Raw genomic sequence first — 18,573 nt, 5'->3', positions numbered from 1 at the left:
GCCTTGGCAGTCCAACCTTCCTGATTGCGGCCCTTGGCGGCCTCCCTCGCGGTCGCGGCGGGGGCCGCCGGTCCTTTGACCGCGTCATGCCCAGGACTATGTCCATGACCCTCATTCCACTCATCATCGACGGACGCGAGTGCCCGGCTGCCGACGGCAGCAGCTTCGAGCGCCGGGATCCCGTTACCGGAGAGGTCGCCAGCCGTGCGGCGGCGGCCAAGCCTGCCGACGTCCGGACCGCGGTCGCGGCAGCGGAGGCGGCGTTCCGATCCTGGTCGGAAACCGGCCCCGGCGAACGGCGGCGGCTCCTGCTGCGCGCGGCCGACCTGCTGGAAGCGCGGGAGGAGGAATTCGCCGCCGCGATGCTGACGGAGACCGGAGCCACCCGCATGTGGGCCGGTTTCAACGTCCATCTGGCGGCCGGCGTGCTGCGGGAAGCGGCGGCGCTGACCACCCAGATCACCGGGGACGTCATTCCCTCCGACAAGCCGGGCATCCTGTCCCTTGCGGTTCGGCGGGCGGCGGGCGTCGTGCTGGGGATCGCGCCGTGGAACGCTCCGGTCATCCTCGCCGTGCGCGCCATCGCCACGCCGCTGGCCTGCGGCAACACTGTCATTCTCCGTTCCTCCGAACTTTGTCCCGCCACCCACCATCTGGTCGGCCACATCCTCAACGAGGCCGGTTTTCCGCCGGGCGTGGTGACGGTCCTGTCGAACGCCCCGGCCGACGCGCCCGCCGTGGTCGAGGCGCTGATCGCTCATCCGGCCGTGCGACGGGTGAACTTCACCGGATCGACGGGGGTCGGCCGGATCATCGCCAGGCTGGCGGCCGAGCATCTGAAACCCGCGCTGCTTGAATTGGGCGGCAAGGCCCCGCTGATCGTGCTGGACGACGCGGACCTGGATCAGGCGGTCGACGCCGCCATTTTCGGCGCCTTCATGAACCAGGGCCAGATCTGCATGTCCACCGACCGCTTCATCGTGGACGAGGCGGTGGCGGACGGCTTCGTGGCGAAACTCGCGGAACGGGCCGGCGGGCTGTCGGCAGGCGATCCGCGCGGACCGGTTCTGCTCGGCTCCCTCATCGATCCGGCCGCCGCCGACCGGATGGAGACGCTGATCACCGATGCCGTCGGCAAGGGCGCACAACTCGCCGTCGGCGGCCGACGCAGCGGCAGCGTCGTCACCCCGACCATTCTCGATCATGTCCGACCGGGCATGCTGGTCTATGGCGAGGAATCCTTCGGGCCGGTGAAGCCGGTGATCCGCGCCAAGGATACCGAGGATGCCATCCGCATCGCCAACGACACCCCCTACGGTCTTTCCGCTGCGGTGTTCAGCCGGAACACCCAGCGCGCCATGGCCGTGGCCCAGCGTCTCGACACCGGCATCTGCCATATCAACGGACCGACCGTGGCGGACGAGCCGCAAATGCCGTTCGGCGGCGTCAAAGCCAGCGGATACGGCCGTTTCGGTGGAAAGGCCGCGATAGACGCCTTCACCGAGCTGCGCTGGATCACCATCGAAGGTCCGCAGCCCTACCCGTTCTGAATGCCGCGGACAGCCTGACTGATTTCATTGGAGCACCGGAGCATGGCCTTTCTTCGCAACATCTGGTACGTCGCGGCATGGGATCACGAGGTTGCGGACGGCAAGCCTCTGGCCCGGACGCTGCTGAACGAACCCGTCGTGATGTTCCGCAGCTCTCAGGGCGTCCATGCGCTGATGGATCGCTGCCCCCATCGCTTCGCCCCGCTGCATCTGGGCAAACAGGTGGGGAATGCGCTGCAATGCCCCTATCACGGCCTGGAATTCGACGGGTCCGGGGCCTGCACCCGCAATCCGCATGGGGACGGCAGCATCCCCAAGGCCGCAAAGGTCAAATCCTACCCGCTGGTGGAACAGGACAGCATCCTGTGGATCTGGATGGGTGATCCCGAGAAGGCTGATCCGTCCCTGATCCCCCGCTTTGAAAGCCTCGATCCGGAAAGCTGGTACATCGGCAAGGACTATCTGCGGGCGCGGGCGCATTACCAGCTCGAAGTCGACAACATCATGGACTTGAGCCACATCGACTATCTGCACGCCTCGACCTTGGGGAATGGCAACGGCAAGAATGCCGAAACGACGGTGGTCCAGGACGGCAACACCGTTCATTCCCTGCGCCTGAACCGCAACGAAAGGCTGTCGCCCGAACTGGAACGGCGCAACGGCCTGCCGCCGGGAACGCTGGTCGACCGCTGGCTCGATGTGCGATGGGATCCGCCGGGTGTCATGGAACTGGTGGTCGGAAACGCACCGACGGGGTCCGACGATCCGCGGAAGGCCCCCGGCCAGATCCGATATTTCCAGCATCTCTTCAGCCCCGAAACGGAGCATACGGCCCATTACTGGTTCGCCACGAGCCGCAGGAAGGATCTGGGCGCCGAGGGGGAGCGGATCGTCGCCGAGATGATCGTGTTCCTGCGTCAGCCGTTTGAAACCGAGGATCTGCCGATGCTGGAAGCTCAGCAACGCGCGATGGGAGCGGCCGATTTCTGGGAGTTGCGGCCAATTCTGCTGCCCACCGATGCGCCGGGTGTCCGGGCCCGGCGTGTTCTCGACGCGCTGATCAGAGCCGAGCAGAACTCGCTGTCGTCATGATCCCGCTGTGCCCGTCCGCCTTGTGTATGGAACCAGGAGCGAAGAAGAACGCGTCATGACCTTGAACATGCTGGTTGGGAGATTCCGTCGGGAAACGGACGATATCGTTTCCATCGAACTGGTCGATGCCGACGGTCACCCGCTTCCGGCCTTCAGTGCCGGATCCCACATCGACGTCCACATCGGCAACGGTCTGGTCCGACAATATTCGCTGTGCAACTCGCCGGCGGAAACCAACCGTTACGTCATCGGCGTCCTGAAGGATCCGAAGTCGCGCGGCGGGTCGGTCGCCCTTCACGACATGCTGGCCGAGGGCCTGCGGCTGCGGATCGGCGAACCGCGCAACCTGTTCCCGCTCGACGAGACGGCCGACCGCAGCCTGCTGTTCGCCGGTGGCATCGGCATCACACCGATGCTGGCCATGGCCGAACGGCTGAGGATGTTGGGGCGTCCGTTCGAACTGCATTACTGGGGCCGCAGCCTGTCCAGAATGGCGTTCCTCAACCACATCGCGGCATCGGACTTCAAGGACGATGTACGGATCCATTGCGATGATGCGCCGGAAGACCAAAGGGTGGTGCCGGACGACGTCCTTCCCGACCCGGAACCGGGAAGCCATGTTTATGTCTGTGGTCCGCAGGGTTTCATCGACCGCGTCCTCGAGCGCGCGCGCATGCGCGGTTGGCCGGAGTCGCGGCTGCACAAGGAATATTTCGGTTCGGCCGTCAGCGATCCTGCTGATGACGGCGCCTTCACCATACGGATCGCACACACCGGCGCCATCGTCCCGGTAAAGCCCGGTCAGAGCGTCGTCGCTGCGTTGGCGGAGCACGGGATCGAGCTTCCCGTCTCCTGTGAACAGGGGGTCTGCGGCACCTGCCTGACGAGGATTGTCGACGGCATTCCCGATCATCGGGATTCCTATCTCACCGACGACGAACGCGAGGCCAACACCCTGTTCCTGCCTTGCTGCTCCCGTGCAAAATCCGAATGTCTCGTCATCGACATCCGGTGAACCGCCCCAAATTTGCCGGAAATGGTGGTCGGGCCGCTTCCGGCAACTGGTGATCGGAGCCTGAAGCGGCCTCTGTTTCCCGGACAGGCGGATCAGTTTGGGTCGTCCAGGAAGAGGAACGGACCCGATGACAGGGAAACGGAAGCGGCATTCGGCAGAGTTCAAGGCGAAGATGGCGTTGGAAGCGATCCGCGGCGAGCTAACGGCTTCGATGGACGGGCACGGCCGGTGGATGGACAACGGCCTGATCGAACGGCTGTGGCGATCGATTACTACAACGCCAAACGCTCGCACTCCGCACTCGTCGGCAGAACCCCGGCAGAAGCCCACCGGGGCACACGGAACCAGATCAGATTGGCGGCGTGACACGAATCCGAATCAATCTTACTCCAGCCGCTAAACTGCCCGGGAAACGGGGACCACTTCAGCGCCTTGACTGCAAATCGGGTTGTGCGCCAACGTCTGCCCCTATGACTCCCCGACCCATTCAGCCGCTCTCGGCGACGCATGTCAGCGTCTGCGTGCCAAGTCCGGTGATCGTTCCCTCCACCACGTCACCCGGCTGAAGGAATCGCTGATGGTGCGTGCCATTGCCTGCCGGTGACCCGGTGCAGAGGATGTCGCCCGGCAGCAACCGCACCCGGGACGAGACATACTCGATCTGCCGCGCCACATCGAAGATCATGTCGGCGGTGCTGTCGTCCTGCATGACCTGCCCATTGAGCGTGAGCGTGATCCGCAGAGCCTGCGGGTCGGGAACGAAGCGCGCTGGCACGATCCACGGTCCGGTGGGAAGGAATGTCTCCGCGCATTTCGATGACAACCAATCGGTGCCGATCGCCTTGAGGTCCGGCCGGTAGACGCGGTCGCGAACCGTGATGTCGTTCGTCACCACATACCCCGCGACGACCGAAAGAGCCTCGGTTCGCGGGACATTGCGCGCGGGACGGCCGATGACGACGCCCAGTTCCAATTCCCAGTCGGGCTCCGCCGCCCCCTTTGGCAGAATGATACGGTCATAGGGACCGGTCACCGCCGACGGCAGCTTGACGAACGCGTAGGGAGTGCCGGTTCGCGCCCGCTCGTCCATCATGCTCAGCGCCCGCGCCAAGCGCTCTTCGGACGTCAGACCTTCGGCGGCGGGATCGGGCTGTTTCGCGCTGAGTTCCGCCACATGCCTGCGGTAATTCGCACCGCTGCAAAAGATCTGGCGCGGCCGGAGCGGCGCTTCGAGCCGGACGTCGGCGAGATCGATCGCTCCGGCTGTCGGCGGCGCCGCCATGATCGCCGACAACGTCCCATCCACCTCATCCCATGCCTCGAAGATGGCGAGGGTGTTGCCAAATCCGGCAAGGCCGGGAAGGCTGGCGATGTCCCATACCCGATCATCCTGAATCACGCAGGCGAAGCTGCGCCCGCGGTATGTAGCCGTGCCGATGGCGTGGTGTTGTGACACGATTGATCTCCGCTCTGAACTCTATGAAGCCGTGGTCTGTCCCGCCTGCGGCGATGCCGCTGAACGGATCCCGTTCAGGCTTGTTTCACCGCATGAAAGCTCACCACTCGCCACGCCCCGTTTTCCAACGCCCAGACCTGCGTGACGAAGCTGTTGACCCCGATTTTCTCATCGGTGTCGCGCCGCCCAACCAGATTGGTCATGGGGCCGGTGACGATCGCAACGGTCTCGGCCGGAACACGGACCAGCAGATCGCCCCGCCGCACGTCGTAGAACCGCAGGAAGCGGCCGGCGTGCTCAAGCAGCTGGTCCTTTCCATGCACGATCCCGGTGGTGTGGACATGCACCAGATCATCCGCCATCAATTCGTCGAGCGTGGCGATGTCGTCCGCAACGAGCGCCGCACAACGGCGCGCCTCCTGCTTCAGAACCGCCGCTTCAATCACGCGCCGCGCCTGTTCGCTCACTGCCATTCGCTGCCCTTTCAGCGCCCGCCTTTGGACGGCGGACCGCCATCGTTCGTTCGTGTCTTGGAAGAAAGCCGCCTGCCGCCGCGGAAAGCCGCAACGGTCGACAGCTTCAGCGATGCCCCTTATGGTCCTTGCGCGCCGGCGTGACGCCGTCGACATAGCTCACGTCCCACGGCGCCTCATCGAAAATCCAGGGCTGCAGGTTGTGCATGAAGGTCATGGTGCCGAACGCTGCATCCCAACTGCGCGGAACCCAGCTGTCGTCAAGCATGTCACTGTCGCAGCCATATTCTGCCTCGCCGCCGGCAGGACATGGAAGATAGAGGAAGATGGCGCTGGCGATGCGATGACGCCCGAGGCCCCAGGTCGATTTCTGCCAGCCCCGGCGCTCCATGACGTTGGCGCCGACCATCACCTCGTCGATGTCCTCGACGCCGAAGTTGGCATGATTGAAGCGTATCATCCCGTCCAGGCCGGGAAACGGCAGGTCGGATTTCAGCCAATAGATCGAGTGGTGATCCTTCGTGCCGGGAGCCCGGGCGAAGATCCCGAATCCCCGCTGGATGTCGGACAGACGGAACTGCAGCACGTCGTGATACCACTGCCAGCTGGCCTGAGGATCCGGCACTTGGTAAACGACGTGCTGGATCGTCTTCGGACTGGCTTTCAGCTTCCACTTGCGCAGTTGGTTGAGGCGATGGATCGATCCCAGGCTGTTCACCGGATCGGGGGCGCCAAACACCGTTCGCTTCGGGTAGACACGGATCCCGGCCGGAATCCCATCGCAGTCAAGGAAATGCGCCGTGCCATCGCCATCGATCGAAACCTCGGTCACGGCGCGCAGACGGGCGACGATCCGGTCATGGTGCTTCTGATCGGGAACACCCCAGATCACTTTCTGGACACCATAGCCGACAAGCCGCTGCCCCTCGGTCACCGCATCCGCCAACGGCCGGATGACGACGCTCGACCCCTCCTCCAGTTCGAACAGGGCGGCCTTGCCGTCGGCGCTCACCAGAGGCAGGCCGAAATCGGTGAAATAGCGGGTGCAGAGTGGTACGTCTTCCACCCCGTAGATGATCGTCTCGATCCCATTGATGCCGGACAATTCGCCTCTCCCCAAATTCTGCCAATCGCTTCAATAGTCCGCGGACAAGGCACGGCTGGCCGCGCCCATCAACTCGCCGAGCCGGGTGGCTGGTCCGCGTGCCAGCTGGTGGGCTCCGATGGCCAGGCTGCTCTCCACCACAATCCGGCAGCGCTCGTAGCGGCGACCGGTGAAGGCCGCGAGTGCGGCCGGGACATCGCTCCCGGAGCGTTCCAGCTCCTCGCCCAGCACCATCGCGTCCTCCACCGCCGATCCGGCGCCGGAGGCGAGGTGCGGCGTGGTGGCGTGGGCGGCGTCGCCGATCAGCACCACGCGCCCGCTGTGCCAGGGGGGCGGCTGAAGCGCGGCCTCCAACGGGCGATAGACGATCGAACTGGACATGCTCACGCTGTCGCGGATGGCGGCGACGGCACCGCCGAAATCGGCCAGCAGCTTGCGGACCATGGCTGGCTGTTCGGTCGGCTCGACCCATCGGCGGTCGGGATCCGGGCTGAGGATGAACAGGTAGACCTCGTCCCTCGACACCGCGTTGATGCCGACAAGATTCTCGTGCCCGACATAGAACTGCGTGCGGGTGAACCCCTCCGGCCGCTTGGCCACGATGCGCCAGCTGCCCTGCCCGTTCGGCGTCGGCGTCACTGCGTTGGCGAACAGCATGGACCGGGTCTTGGAGTAAATCCCGTCCGCCGCCACCGCCAGATCGAAGGACTGCGTCATCCCGTCGGTGAAGGTCACGTCAACCCGGTCGGGCTGGTTGACGATCCGATCCGCACCGACCCCCAGCACGACATCCACGCCCAGCCGGAGGACTTCGCTGGACATGATCTTGTGAAGCGCCGGCCTCATGATCCCGCCCGCCGCCGGCAGCCCCGGCTCCAGTTCGGGATCGTCGAACCGATGGATCGGCGCACCGCTGTAATGAAAGAGTTCGTGCCCGATCACGCAGGCGCCCTGCTCCATGATCCTGTCGAACAGGCCAAGCCGGCGGAAGGCGCGGAATGTGGGGGCCGTGACGGTGATGCCGGCGCCGTAGACCCGCCAGTGGGGGTCGATGTCGATCAATTTGACGGTATGGCCAAGCTGGCGGAGACGAATGGCCGTCGCCATCCCGCCAACACCGCCCCCGATGATGAGTACCGAGCTCAATGACGTTTCTCCCGTTGAATTTTTTACGAAGCGTCAGGCGCTCCGGTCCGTTTGCAGCCCCAGCAGCCTGGCGGCATTGAGCCCGAGGATGCGGTCACGGACCTCCGGCTCCAGGCCGGCATGGAAGGCCAGCGGGTCAGGCTCGGCCATGTCGAAGGGATAGTCCGTACCCAGGCACAGCCGCTCCGGTCCATGCACGCGCAGCAGCGCGTCGAGTTGGCTGCGGTCGAACACCAGGGTGTCCAGCCAGACCTGCCGGAGATAATGCGAAGGCTCGTGCGCGATGTGGGTCCGGCATTCCGGCCGCACCCGCCAGGCGTGATCCATCCGTCCCCAATAGCTAGGGAGGTATCCGCCGCCATGGGCCACGCAAAGCCTCAGCCCTGGATGGCTGTCGAGCACGCCGCCGAAAATCAGGTGGGAGAGCGCGATGGTCGCTTCGAGCGGATTCCCGATTATGTTGTTGAGGTAGTATTCCGTCAGCCTCTCGCCATGCGTGAAGCCAAGCGGATGCAGGAACACGAGAATGCCCAGCTCCTCGGCCGCCGCGAAGAAGGGACGGAATTCCGCATCGGCGAGTTCCCGTCCGTTCACGTTTGAATTGATCTCCACCCCGCGAAAGCCGAGCTCCGTCACGCAACGGCGCATTTCGGCAATCGCCATCTCCGTGTTCTGCAAAGGCACATTGCCGAGCGCCACAAACCGGTCCGGATGCGATGACACGGCCTCTGCCAAGCCATCATTGACCATCCGGCTGAGTTCGCGGCCCAGCTCCGGCGGCGTGAAATAGAAGTACTGGCCCGGCGAGGGGCTGATCGCCTGGACATCGATGCCCAGGCGATCCATGTCGGCCAGCCGCTCCTCCGTGCCATGCAGCCGGGAGGCGATGGCGGCGAACATGCTGCCGTTCACCGCCTGCGACGCGGAAGACGTGAACGGCATCGCCGCCGGGGCGTCGGGAAGAACCTCCCGCAGACGCGCGTCAGCCCGCCGGACGGCGAGATGGCAATGAATGTCGACGACCAGCGACTGGCCGTTCCGACGCACGATCGGGTGGTCGTTCTCGTGGGCACAGCGGTCACAGCGGTGAAAGCTGCCTGTCATGGCCATCCCCGGCGATCTGGTTGCGGTCCGCTGAGGCTAGCCGCCGCCCGCCGAAGCATGAACGCGTTTCTTCGGATAGAACCTATCGGTGAGACTGATTGCTTTTTCCCGGATCAATTGGTCAACTCGAACGGTTCGCGGCCATCGCAGGGGAAAGACGTGCGTTTCGACGGGCTGGACCTCAATCTCCTTGTTGTGTTCGACGCCCTGATCGAGGAAAGCTCGGTTTCCGGAGCCGCAAGGCGACTGAACATGAGTCAGTCGGCCATGAGCGGTTCGCTGGCACGTCTTCGTCAGTTCTTCGGCGACGACCTGCTGGTGCAGGTGGGCAACAAAATGATGCCCACCGAAACCGGCCTCGAACTGGCCGGCCGGGTGCGCGAGGTCCTGACCCTGGTCCGCGCGACGATCACCACGCCGATCGGGTTCGACCCCGCGACGGTGGAACGGCAGTTCCGCATCGTGGCTTCGGACTATGTGTACGACGTGATGCTGGCCGAAATTCTGCGGAACGTGAGGAAGGTCGCGCCGAGGCTGACATTCGATCTCGCCACGCCGACGGCCCACCATGCGGAATGCTTCCAGCGTGGTGAAGTCGATCTGTTCATCACGATCGACGACTATCTGTTCGACGATCACCCGGCCCGCTTCCTGTTCGAGGACCAGCTTGCGGTAATCGCATGGAACGGGGCACCGGCACGCGACGGCACTCTGACGATGCAGGAGTTTCTCGAACGCCCCTGTGTGGACATCTGCTTCGGCCCTGGGCGCGCGCCCGCCTTCGTCCAGCGACTGATCGGCGGCACCGACCTCAAGGTGAACGTCGAAGTCAGGGTCGACAACTTCAACTCGGTGGTCGCCTCGGTCGTCGAAACCGATCGCATCGCGCTGCTCAATCGTCTCCATGCTTTCCATTTCGGCCGGCTGTACCCGCTTGCCGTCTACCCGCTGCCGATGCCTGCACCGCGCATCCGTGAGAATGTCCAATGGCATTCGAAGCGCCGGAGCGACGCAGGGGTGCAGTGGCTCAAGGACAGGATTGTCGAGGGTGTGCACCGGCATACGGCAGCCGCCCCGTGAGCCTCTTCCGCAACGGCGGAAAGCCGGCGGAGTCGGCTGCCTTCCCGGCCATCCGCCACGGGTTTCCCTTCTGCGACGGAGGGGCGGTCCGCTATATCGGCTCAGTGTCCGACATAGCGTGCGGCGGCACGCCGTAGCGGCGCTTGAAGGCGTCGCGAAAAAGCCGCATCGGACGCATAGGCGAGATCGAAAACCAGCCGGGTCAGGTTGGGCCGCGGCTGCAGGATGCTCTCCGCGGCCAGATGCATCCGTCATTGCGACAGATATTCGATCGGCGAGACTTCGACGAGCTCGACGAAGCGCGTGGCGAAGATCGTTCGCGACAGTCCGGCTGAGCGTCACCTCGCAGGGCACCAGCATGAACGCCCGCAACCTGCTGTCATGGGAATGGGTCACGCCCCAGGGCGACATCATGTGCGGCGGCACCGCCGGTTCCGGTTGTGGTTGGTTCGCCAACGATGGACCCGGCCCCGGCGTGCGCGGCGTGATTCGCGGCTTCTGCGTGGCGGCCGGCAGACTGGGGGGCTTCACCAGGATCGGCTACAACGCTACATCCGTCAGGTGAAGAACCGGCTCGATCCCGGCAATGCGTCGCGGTCCAACGAATATGTCCTTCCCGTCGTGCCGAAGCCGGGGCGACCGCGCTGCCGATGCTGAAGCCGGTGATCCTGTCCCGCCCGGTGCTCGGGCTGATGTCCCGCGTGGTCGGCCCAAGGGCATGTGACCGCGGGGGCGCGGAGCGGTGGTTTATCCGTCCAGGTGATAGGACCCATCGGCAGGAAAGATTTCACGCCCACCAAACAGCTTTGTAGGCTGATGGTATGACGGTCGCACAACAAGACGGCCGCAGGACTCGAAGATCGGCGTTTCCGCCGCTTGCCAACAACAATTGAGTTCGACCGCCATGGCCGCCGCTGCCGGCCATGCGCGGGACCGCGTCCTTGGGAGGGTGCAAGATGTCCGATGCCGTGGTGCGGGTGGTGCCGTCGCGCGCCGCCACCGCGCAATCCGTATCCTTGATTCTGCCGGTCATCCTGCCGGTTATGGCGGCGGTTCTCGTCGCTCCGGTCATTCCCGACATCAGCCGGGCCTTCGCCGCCGTTCCGAACGCCGGGCTGCTGGTCCCGGTCGCCATCACCATTCCGGCACTGATGCTGGCCCTGTTCTCGCCGCTCGCCGGATGGCTGGCCGACCGGTTCGGGCGCAAGCGCCTGCTGGTCGCCGCCCTGCTGGCCTATGCGGTGTGCGGCGTGGCGCCGATCTGGCTCGACCATCTGCCGGCGATCATCCTGAGCCGGGCGTTGCTGGGGATTTGCGAAGCGGCGGTGATGACCTGTTCGACCGCGCTGATCTGCGATCACAACCAGGGGCGCGAGCGCGCCCACTGGCTGGCGATGCAGTCGATGATGGCTTCCCTGTCCTCGATCCCGCTGATCGTGATCGGCGGGCTGTTGGGCGAACAGAACTGGCGGACACCTTTCGCCATCTATGGTCTGGCGGCCCTCATCGTCCCGGCGATCCTGCTGCTGGTGGAAGAAGCACCCAGGGAGGCCGGCAACCCGGCCGGGAGCATCGCCGTTTTCCCACGGCGACGCTTCGCCATCATTGGTCTGCTCGCCCTGGCCGCGAGCCTGCTGTTCTACATCATGCCGATCCAGATCGGCTTTCTCCTGGCGATGCAGGGCATCACCTCGCCCCAGAAGATCGGATTGGCGACTGCCACCGGCAGCCTCGCCATTCTCGCCGGCTCAATGATTTTTCGCCGGCTTCCGCGCAAGGGGACGATGCCGGCTGCCGCCACCTTTGCCTGCATGGGGGCGGGACTGCTGACGATGGTTCTGGCCCGGGATTTCGCGGGAGTGGTCGCCGGTGCGGTCCTGCATGGGTTCGGCTGGGGCATCGCTCTGCCGCTGCTGCTGACAATGGCGATGGCCGGGCTACCCTTCGATCTGCGCGGACGCGGCACCGGTGTCTTCATGGGCGCGGTGTTCATCGGCCAGTTTCTCAGCCCGCTCGGCGTGGCCGCCATCGACGGTGTCCTCGGCGGTCTGGTACCTGCCATTAAGGTCTTCGCCATCCTGTCTCTCCTGCTGGCCGTCGCGGCTGCCGTGAGCCTGCGCGAGACGCAAACAGACGATTGAGCGGCCACCGGTCATTGCATCCCTCTGCGGGACCTTTCCTACGGACGACGCACCGGTTCCGGTGTGCGGTGTCGAACGGGAGACCCGTGCCGGCTCCCGGCCCCCAAACCGTCCGCCAGGACGGGAGGGGAAAAGAAAATCCGAAGATAACGAATAGAAGATACAGGAAGGAAGCGATGACATATTTTCCCGGTTCACAGATCGCCCGTCAGATCACAGCCGTTGCCGTCGCGGCATTGTCCGGGGTTCTGGCCTTGTCGGCCGCATCCGCCTGGGCGACCGAAGGCGGAACCTCGTCCTACCTGGGGGGCTCCTCGCAGTTCTACGGCGCGGGCTTCCCGCCGATCCCCGGCACCTACATGCTGTCGCAGTCCAACTATTACAGCGCAAATCGCCTCAATGACGGCAACGGCAACAGGATCCCCATCGATTTCTCGATCAGGACCTATTCGGAAACCATCCGTATCCTGCATATCACCGACCTCAAGCTCGCGGGCGCGGATGTCGTAACCCAGCTGGTGGTGCCGCTGGTTCACGGCAACCTCAGCGTCATGGGCCACGGAGACACCCAGACCTCGGTCGCCGATATGACCGGCACCCTTGCGCTGACCTGGCATTTCGGCCCCCACAGCGTGGTGACCGGCCTGGATTTCACCGGCCCCACCGGTCGCTACAAGAAAGAGAACGCGCTCAACATCGGCACCAACCACTGGTCACTCCAGCCGACGCTCGGCTACAAATACTTCGATCCGGAAGGATTCGAACTCTCCGTCGTGCCCCGGCTGGTTTTCAACACCAAGAACACGGCAACCGATTACACCTCCGGCAACGAGCTGTATGTCGACTACGCGGTCGGCTGGAATTTCGGTCCGACAAAGGTCGGTCTGGTCGGTTACGCCTATCAGCAGTTCACCGACGACAAAGGGCAGGGCGTCGGCTCCGACGGCAATCGGGGCAAGGCCTTCGCCATCGGCCCGTCGCTGACCTACAGTTTCACCCCCGCACTGCATGTCAGCGGGTCCTGGCAGCGCGAACTGGTGGCCGAACATCGGACCCAGGGCAATGCTCTGTGGGTGAATTTCGGCTTGAAGCTATGACCGTTTCAACGAGGACGCGGTTTATGACTTCGCCGCATGAGGGAGCCGGCGAAAGCCCGCTGTTCCGCCTGGACGGTCACGTGATGGCCCGTCACCGGCGCCAACCGCGGCATCGGGCTGGCGGTGGCGGCGCAGGCGGCACTCGCCCCGAGCGGCGGTCGTGCTGTCCAGCAAGGATGCGCGGCCTGTGAAGCTGCGGCAACCGGACAGCGCGGCCGGGGCCTGACCGCTCTGGCCATCGCCTGCGACGTGAGCTGGTGGCTGTCGAACACCATGGACGGCAAATTCTGTATTGAGGCCGTGGAGGAAGCGACGACACACCACGGCCGGCCGGACATCCTCAACACCGATCAGGGCAACCAGTTTACCTGCCTGTGCTTTACCGGCCTCTCGACCGCGGCCGGCATTCGGGTGTCGCTGGACGGGCACGGCCGGTGGATGGACAACGCCTTCATCGAACGGCTTTGGCGATCGATGAAGTACGAGTGCGTCTATCGAGACCGGCAGCGAGGCCAGAGCCGGGATCGGCCGCTGGATCGAATACTGCGACGCCGATCGCCCCCACTCGGCACTCGGCGGCGGAACCCCGGCAAAGGCCCACGAGGGCACATCGAACCGGATCAGATCAGAGGCATGACAGGAACCAGACGCAAGCTCATTTCAGCCCCCGATCTGTCCGGGAAATGGGGACCAGCTCAGCCGCCCTGGAAAAAACCGCCGCCAAGCACCCTGTTACAGACCGTTACGCAAAGGCCGGCGGCAGACATCGGCGGGTTACAGTCAAGCCATAGCATTCCCGGCACAGACCCCAAAGTCGCCAGTTTCAAAAGGAATGCTCTCAAATGATTGGCCAGTCGCATGATTGTGCCAGACCGCTGCCCCTGGAGGAAAGCGGTCTGTTTTCCGTTCATCCAGGACGGTTGCCGGTGCTTGGCGTCGGCGCATTGCTTCTGCTTCTTTCCGCCTGCCAGGAAACCGCCCATCAGGCCGGCGGTTCAGCCCAGGGTGCCCCGTCGGCACCGCCGCCGGGAGTGACCACGGTGGTCCTGCACCCCCATCCGGTTCCGGTGGTGACAGAGTTGCCCGGCCGGGTCACCGCCTTCCAGACCGCCGAGGTGCGGCCGCAGGTCGGCGGCGTGATCCGCGACCGGCTGTTCACCGAAGGGCAGCCGGTGACGGCTGGACAGCCGCTCTACCAGATCGATCCGGCCAGCTATCAGGCGGCGCTCAACAGCGCCATCGCCGCCCAGCAGAAGTCGGAGGCAGCGACCGCGTCGGCGCAGCTGACCGTCAACCGCTACCAGCCGCTGGCAAAGGAAAAGGCGGTCAGCCAGCAGGATCTGGACACCGCGGTCGCCACGCTGCGCCAGGGACAGGCCGATGTCGCCGCGGCGAAGGCGAATGTCGAAACCGCGCGCATCAATCTGGAATACACCAAGGTGCGCTCGCCCATCTCCGGCCGCACCGGCCGCTCGTCGGTCACCCCCGGCGCGCTGGTCACCGCCGGCCAGACCACCTCGATGGTCACCGTGACGCAGCTCGATCCCATCTATGTCGACGTGACCCAGCCAAGCTCCGCCCTGCTCGGCCTGCGGCGCGATCTGGCGGCGGGCCGCATCCAGGGTGCCGCCGGTCAGGCCGAGGTCCGGCTGGTGCTGGAGGATGGGCGCGAGTACGACCAGCCCGGCACTCTGCAATTCTCCGAGGTGACCGTCGACCAGACCACCAGCTCGGTCACCCTGCGCGCTGTCTTCCCCAACCCGGACGGGCTGCTGATGCCCGGCATGTATGTGCGGGAAAAGCTGCGGCAAGCCATCGACCCCAAGGCCTTCCTGGTCCCGCAGCAGGCGGTCGCCCGGGATTCCCGTGGGCAGGCCATCGTCCAGGTGATCAGGGCCGACGGCAGCGCGGAGGCGCGGCCGGTGACGGCCGACCGCACCCAGGGCAGCAAATGGGTGGTCACCGACGGCCTGTCCGACGGCGACCGCGTGGTGGTCGAGGGGCTCCAGAAGATTCGCCCCGGCATGAAGCTGGCAGCGACCGACCTTACCGAGGAGCAGTTCGACCAGCGTGCGGTGGCGGCGCTGCCCTCCTCCACCCAGCCGGCCCGTTAGGAGACCGCCCATGGCCCGTTTCTTCATCGACCGGCCGGTCTTCGCCTGGGTGCTGGCCATCGTCATCATGCTAGCCGGCCTTCTCGCCCTGCGGACGCTGCCGGTAGCGCAATACCCGTCGGTGGCGCCGCCCGCCATCTCGGTCTCCGCCAGCTATCCCGGCGCGTCGGCCGAGACCGTGCAGAACACCGTCGTCCAGCCGATCGAGCAGCAGCTGAGCGGCCTCGACAACCTGCTCTACTTCTCGTCGGAATCGAACAAGGACGGCAGCATCACCGTTACCCTGTATTTCGCCCAGGGCACCAACCCCGACACCGCCCAGGTGCAGGTCCAGAACAAGGTGACGCTGGCCGAATCCCGCCTGCCGGAAACGGTGCGCAACCAGGGCATCCGCGTCGCCAAGGCGACCAAGAATTTCCTGATGGTCGTTGGGTTCTATTCGACCGACGGCAGCCTGTCGTCGAACGACCTGTCCGATTTCGTCGCCTCCTCCATCCAGGATCCGCTGAGCCGCACCGCCGGCGTCGGCGATTATCAGCTGTTCGGCGCCCAGTATGCGATGCGCATCTGGCTCGATCCCGACAAGCTCAACAAATACGCCCTGATGCCGTCCGACGTGCAGAGCGCCATCACGGCCCAGAACGTCCAGATCGCCTCGGGCGAACTCGGCGCCCTGCCGTCCCGGCCGGGGCAGCAGCTGAACGCCACCGTCATCGGCCCGTCCTATCTGCAAACGCCGGGGCAGTTCGGCAAGATCCTGCTGAAGGTGCAGTCCGACGGCTCCCAGGTTCTGTTGCGCGACGTCGCGACGATCGAGCTGGGCGGCGAAAACTATACGATGAACACCCGCTACAACGGCATGCCGGCGGCGGGCATCGCGGTCAAGCTGGCCAGCGGCGCCAACGCGCTGAACACCGCCACCGCGGTGCGCCAGACCATCGAATCGCTGCGCCCGTCCTTCCCGACCGGCGTCGAGGTGACCTATCCCTACGACACCACGCCCTTCGTCCAGCTGTCGATCGAAGAGGTGGTGAAGACGCTGGTCGAAGCCATCGTGCTGGTCTTCCTGGTGATGCTGCTGTTCCTGCAGAACATCCGGGCGACGCTGATCCCGACCATCGCGGTTCCCGTCGTGCTGCTCGGCACCTTCGCCGTGCTGGCGGCCTTCGGCTATTCCATCAACACGCTGACCATGTTCGGCATGGTCCTGGCCATCGGCCTGCTGGTCGACGACGCCATCGTCGTCGTCGAGAATGTCGAGCGCGTGATGGAGGAGGAGCATCTGTCGCCGCTGGAGGCGACGCGCAAGTCGATGGACCAGATCACCGGCGCGCTGGTCGGCGTCGCCATGGTGCTGGCCGCCGTCTTCCTGCCGATGGCCTTCTTCGGCGGTTCGACCGGCGTGATCTACCGCCAGTTCTCCATCACCATCGCCACCTCGATGCTGCTGTCGGTCGGCGTCGCCATCGTCTTCACCCCGGCGCTCTGCGCCACGCTGCTGAAGCAGCCCGACCATACCAAGACCTCGCGCGGCTTCTCCGGCTGGTTCAACCGCAACTTCGACCGCGGCAACCGGGCCTATGTGCGCGGGCTGGGCGGCGTGCTGAAGCGGCCCCTGCGCTTCCTGCTGGTCTATGGCCTGATCGTCGCCGGGTTGGCGGTGGTGTTCCTGCGCATCCCGACCTCCTTCCTGCCGGACGAGGATCAGGGCGTGATGTTCATCCAGGTCACAACCCCACCCGGCGCCACGCTGGAGCGGACCGAACAGGCGCTGGGCCAGGTGCGCGACTATCTTCTCAAGGACGAAGGCGCCCTGGTGCGGTCGGTCTTCACCGTGTCGGGCTTCAACTTCAGCGGCCGCGGCCAGAATTCTGGCATCGCCTTCGTCAGCCTGAAGGACTGGTCCGTCCGTCCGGGCGCGGCGAGCAAGGTCCAATCCCTGGCGGGCCGGGTCATGGGGCGCTTCGCCGGCTACAAGGACGCCATGATCTTCGGCTTCGCCCCGCCCGCCATCAGCGAGCTGGGCAACGCCACCGGCTTCGATTTCGAACTCCTAGCGCGCAGCGGCGTGACGCACGAGGAACTGATTGCCGCGCGCAACCAGCTGCTGGGAATGGCGGCGCAGAGCCCGCTGCTGATGGCCGTCCGCCCCAACGGGCTGAATGACGAGGCGCAATACCGTCTGGTCATCGACTGGCCGCATGCCAAGGCCCTGGGGCTGTCGGTGGGCGACGTGACCAGCACCATCTCGTCGGCCTGGGGACAGAGCTACGTCAACGACTTCCTCGATCGCGGCCGCATCAAGCGCGTCTACATGCAGGGCAACGCCGACTCCCGCTCCGATCCGGGCGACCTGGCGCGCTGGTTCATCCGCAACTCCAGCGGCTCGATGATCCCGCTGTCGGCCTTCGCCCATGCCGAATGGACCTATGGCGCGCCCAAGCTGGAACGCTACAACGGCAGCGCGTCGATGGAGATCCTGGGTCAGGCCGCCCCCGGCCAGAGCAGCGGTACCGCCATGGCGGAAATGGCACGGCTCGCCTCGCAGCTGCCGCCCGGCATCGGCTTCGACTGGACCGGCACCTCGTACGAGGAACGGCAATCGGGCGCGCAGGCCCCGGCGCTCTATGCGCTGTCGCTGCTGGTCGTGTTCCTCTGCCTGGCGGCGCTGTACGAGAGCTGGTCGATCCCGGCGGCGGTGCTGCTGGTGGTGCCGCTCGGCGTCTTCGGCGCGGTGATGGCAACCTGGGGCCGCGGCTTGTCGAACGACGTCTATTTCCAGGTCGGCCTGTTGACCACCATCGGCCTGTCGGCCAAGAACGCCATTCTGATCGTCGAGTTCGCCAAGGAAAGCTTCGACCGGGGCCAGACGCTGGTGGAGGCGGCCATCGGCGCCGCGGGCCAGCGGCTGCGGCCGATCCTGATGACCTCGCTGGCCTTCACGCTGGGCGTGGTGCCCCTCGCCATCGCCAGCGGGGCCGGCTCGGGCGGGCAGAACGCCATCGGCACGGCGGTGGTCGGCGGCACGGTGGCCGCCACGCTGCTGGCCCTGATCTTCGTTCCGATCTTCTTCGTCGTCGTGCTGAAGCTGTTCCGCGTGAAGCCGTCCCGGCTGGCGCAGTCCGCCGAAGCGGCGGCATCCCCTTCAATAGGCCCCGACGCGCTGGCCGACGGCCATCGTTGAGCAGCGGTGACAAGAC

Annotated in this window: 14 protein-coding genes and 2 pseudogenes; 11 read left to right on the top strand and 5 right to left on the bottom strand. The window is 65.4% G+C overall.

Annotated elements, in window-relative coordinates; translation table 11 throughout:
* Positions 1 to 104: 104 nt before the first annotated feature.
* The 4 genes and pseudogenes from E6C72_RS20345 to E6C72_RS20330 form a co-directional block, all read left to right on the top strand.
* Positions 105 to 1,550 (top strand): aldehyde dehydrogenase, encoded by a 1,446-nt coding sequence (locus tag E6C72_RS20345; RefSeq protein ID WP_109864999.1) that lies wholly within the window; start codon positions 105 to 107, stop codon positions 1,548 to 1,550.
* Between the two features lie 42 nt (positions 1,551 to 1,592).
* Positions 1,593 to 2,642, top strand: coding sequence for an aromatic ring-hydroxylating dioxygenase subunit alpha (locus E6C72_RS20340; protein WP_109864998.1), 1,050 nt, complete (start codon positions 1,593 to 1,595; stop codon positions 2,640 to 2,642).
* A gap of 55 nt (positions 2,643 to 2,697) precedes the next feature.
* Entirely contained in the window at positions 2,698 to 3,657 is a 960-nt protein-coding gene (locus E6C72_RS20335) for a PDR/VanB family oxidoreductase (RefSeq protein ID WP_109864997.1), read from the top strand.
* Between the two features lie 196 nt (positions 3,658 to 3,853).
* Positions 3,854 to 4,023: pseudogene (locus E6C72_RS20330) on the top strand (IS3 family transposase); the annotation flags it as partial.
* A gap of 121 nt (positions 4,024 to 4,144) precedes the next feature.
* On the opposite strand, the gene E6C72_RS20325 reads toward E6C72_RS20330, so the two are convergent.
* The 5 genes from E6C72_RS20325 to E6C72_RS20305 form a co-directional block, all read right to left on the bottom strand.
* Complete coding sequence (locus E6C72_RS20325; RefSeq protein ID WP_199228973.1) at positions 4,145 to 5,113, bottom strand: fumarylacetoacetate hydrolase family protein; 969 nt, start codon at positions 5,111 to 5,113, stop codon at positions 4,145 to 4,147.
* 74 nt (positions 5,114 to 5,187) lie between these two features.
* Entirely contained in the window at positions 5,188 to 5,586 is a 399-nt protein-coding gene (locus E6C72_RS20320) for a nuclear transport factor 2 family protein (RefSeq protein ID WP_158280244.1), read from the bottom strand.
* Between the two features lie 106 nt (positions 5,587 to 5,692).
* Positions 5,693 to 6,691 carry a VOC family protein gene (locus E6C72_RS20315; RefSeq protein ID WP_158280243.1) on the bottom strand — a complete coding sequence of 333 codons (999 nt, stop codon included), beginning with the start codon at positions 6,689 to 6,691 and terminating at the stop codon, positions 5,693 to 5,695.
* A 30-nt stretch (positions 6,692 to 6,721) separates the two neighbouring features.
* Entirely contained in the window at positions 6,722 to 7,798 is a 1,077-nt protein-coding gene (locus E6C72_RS20310) for an FAD-dependent monooxygenase (protein WP_109864994.1), read from the bottom strand.
* Between the two features lie 72 nt (positions 7,799 to 7,870).
* Positions 7,871 to 8,941, bottom strand: coding sequence for an amidohydrolase family protein (locus E6C72_RS20305; RefSeq protein ID WP_109865008.1), 1,071 nt, complete (start codon positions 8,939 to 8,941; stop codon positions 7,871 to 7,873).
* Positions 8,942 to 9,100: 159 nt separating this feature from the next.
* Here E6C72_RS20305 and E6C72_RS20300 point away from each other — a divergent pair, with 159 nt between their 5' ends.
* The 7 genes and pseudogenes from E6C72_RS20300 to E6C72_RS20270 all read left to right on the top strand — a co-directional run bounded on the left by E6C72_RS20300 (position 9,101) and on the right by E6C72_RS20270 (position 18,557).
* Positions 9,101 to 10,021, top strand: coding sequence for a LysR family transcriptional regulator (locus tag E6C72_RS20300; RefSeq protein WP_158280241.1), 921 nt, complete (start codon positions 9,101 to 9,103; stop codon positions 10,019 to 10,021).
* Between the two features lie 358 nt (positions 10,022 to 10,379).
* Positions 10,380 to 10,586, top strand: coding sequence for a hypothetical protein (locus E6C72_RS20295; protein WP_109864992.1), 207 nt, complete (start codon positions 10,380 to 10,382; stop codon positions 10,584 to 10,586).
* A gap of 391 nt (positions 10,587 to 10,977) precedes the next feature.
* A complete protein-coding gene (locus E6C72_RS20290; protein ID WP_169055249.1) occupies positions 10,978 to 12,162 on the top strand; it encodes an MFS transporter in 1,185 nt (394 codons plus the stop codon).
* Positions 12,163 to 12,338: 176 nt separating this feature from the next.
* Positions 12,339 to 13,259: a transporter gene (locus tag E6C72_RS20285; protein ID WP_109443527.1), complete on the top strand. Its 921-nt coding sequence runs from the start codon at positions 12,339 to 12,341 to the stop codon at positions 13,257 to 13,259.
* 249 nt (positions 13,260 to 13,508) lie between these two features.
* A pseudogene (locus tag E6C72_RS20280) lies at positions 13,509 to 13,896 on the top strand (transposase); the annotation flags it as partial.
* A 289-nt stretch (positions 13,897 to 14,185) separates the two neighbouring features.
* Positions 14,186 to 15,373, top strand: coding sequence for an efflux RND transporter periplasmic adaptor subunit (locus E6C72_RS20275; RefSeq protein WP_247875998.1), 1,188 nt, complete (start codon positions 14,186 to 14,188; stop codon positions 15,371 to 15,373).
* A 10-nt stretch (positions 15,374 to 15,383) separates the two neighbouring features.
* A complete protein-coding gene (locus E6C72_RS20270; RefSeq protein WP_109443529.1) occupies positions 15,384 to 18,557 on the top strand; it encodes an efflux RND transporter permease subunit in 3,174 nt (1,057 codons plus the stop codon).
* Positions 18,558 to 18,573 lie beyond the last annotated feature (16 nt).

It is taken from the genome of Azospirillum sp. TSH100, from assembly GCF_004923295.1.
Lineage (GTDB): Bacteria > Pseudomonadota > Alphaproteobacteria > Azospirillales > Azospirillaceae > Azospirillum.
This window is presented reverse-complemented; position numbering and strand designations above follow the sequence as displayed.